This is a genomic window from Dactylosporangium darangshiense, assembly GCF_039537565.1.
Lineage (GTDB): Bacteria > Actinomycetota > Actinomycetes > Mycobacteriales > Micromonosporaceae > Dactylosporangium > Dactylosporangium darangshiense.
On record NZ_BAABAT010000195.1, the window covers coordinates 1 to 1,162 of the forward strand.

Below are 1,162 nucleotides of genomic sequence, written 5' to 3' on the forward strand. Positions count from 1 at the left end.
AACTCGTCGCACGGTTTGTGAGCTGGGGTTTCGTCGGTCGGCTGCACGCTCCAGTGATGGTGTTCCGGCTGTTGTATCTGATCATGGTTCAGCTGTTCGGCTGGCTTGTGTGGCTGTCGCGCAGCGAAGCCGCCAAGACCGCGGAGCTGCTGGTCCTGCGGCACGAAGTCGTGGTGTTGCGCCGTCAGGTCGGTCGGCCTCGACCGTCCTGGCCAGACCGGGCAGTGCTCTCCGCGCTGACCCGGCTGCTGCCCGGCCGGCTGCGCCGGCATCGCCTGGTCACCCCGGCCACGCTGCTGGCCTGGCATCGTCGGCTGGTCCAACGCCGGTGGACGTATCCGAACGCCCCGGTCGGCCACCGATCAGCAGCGAGATCCGCGACCTGGTCCTCCGGCTCGCGCGGGAGAACCCGACGTGGGGACACCGCCGCATTCAAGGCGAGCTGACCGGCCTCGGCTATCGGGTCGGCGCCGGCACGATCCGCCGGATCCTGGCCCGCACCCGGACAGGGCCGGCGCCACGCGGCGTGGATACCAGCTGGCGGCAGTTCCTGCGCATGCAGGCGCACGGGTTGCTGGCCACCGACTTCTTCCACCTGGACACGATCACGCTGCGGCGGATCTACATCCTGGTCGTGATGGAGATGATCACCCGCAGAATCCATATCCTCGGCGTCACCGCCAACCCGACCGGCGACTGGACCACCCAGCAGGCCCGCAACCTGATCGTCGACCTCGGTGAGCGGGCGAGCTCATTCCGGTTCCTGGTCCGCGACCGTGACGCCAAGTTCACCAATTCGTTCGACGCGGTGTTCACCGCCGAGGGCATTGAGGTGGTCAGGATCCCGCCGCGGACACCACGGGCGAACTGCTATGCCGAGCGGTTCATCGGTAGCGTCCGCCGCGAATGCACCGACCGCATCTTGATCTACAACGAACGACACGCCCGTACCGTCCTCGACGGCTATGCCCGGCACTTCAACGAACACCGTCCACATCAGAGCCTCGACCAGCACCCACCCCGCCACGACCCGGACATCGTGGTCCCGCTCGATCGACCGGTACGCAAGCGACGAATCCTCCACGGCTTGATCAATGAATACCGCCGCGCAGCCTGACCGCATTCGGGAATCGCCAGCTCACACGCCCTGAACGGAGAATTG

The 1,162-nt window shown here is 66.7% G+C and carries 1 protein-coding gene and 1 pseudogene; both read left to right on the forward strand.

Annotated elements, in window-relative coordinates; genetic code table 11:
- Window positions 1-446, forward strand: a pseudogene (locus ABD901_RS59535) (hypothetical protein); the annotation flags it as partial.
- Window positions 329-1,117, forward strand: a complete 789-nt coding sequence (locus ABD901_RS58660) for an integrase core domain-containing protein (protein ID WP_380131969.1) — start codon at window positions 329-331, stop codon at window positions 1,115-1,117. The pseudogene ABD901_RS59535 and the gene ABD901_RS58660, both read left to right, overlap by 118 nt.
- The last annotated feature ends 45 nt before the right edge of the window (window positions 1,118-1,162 follow it).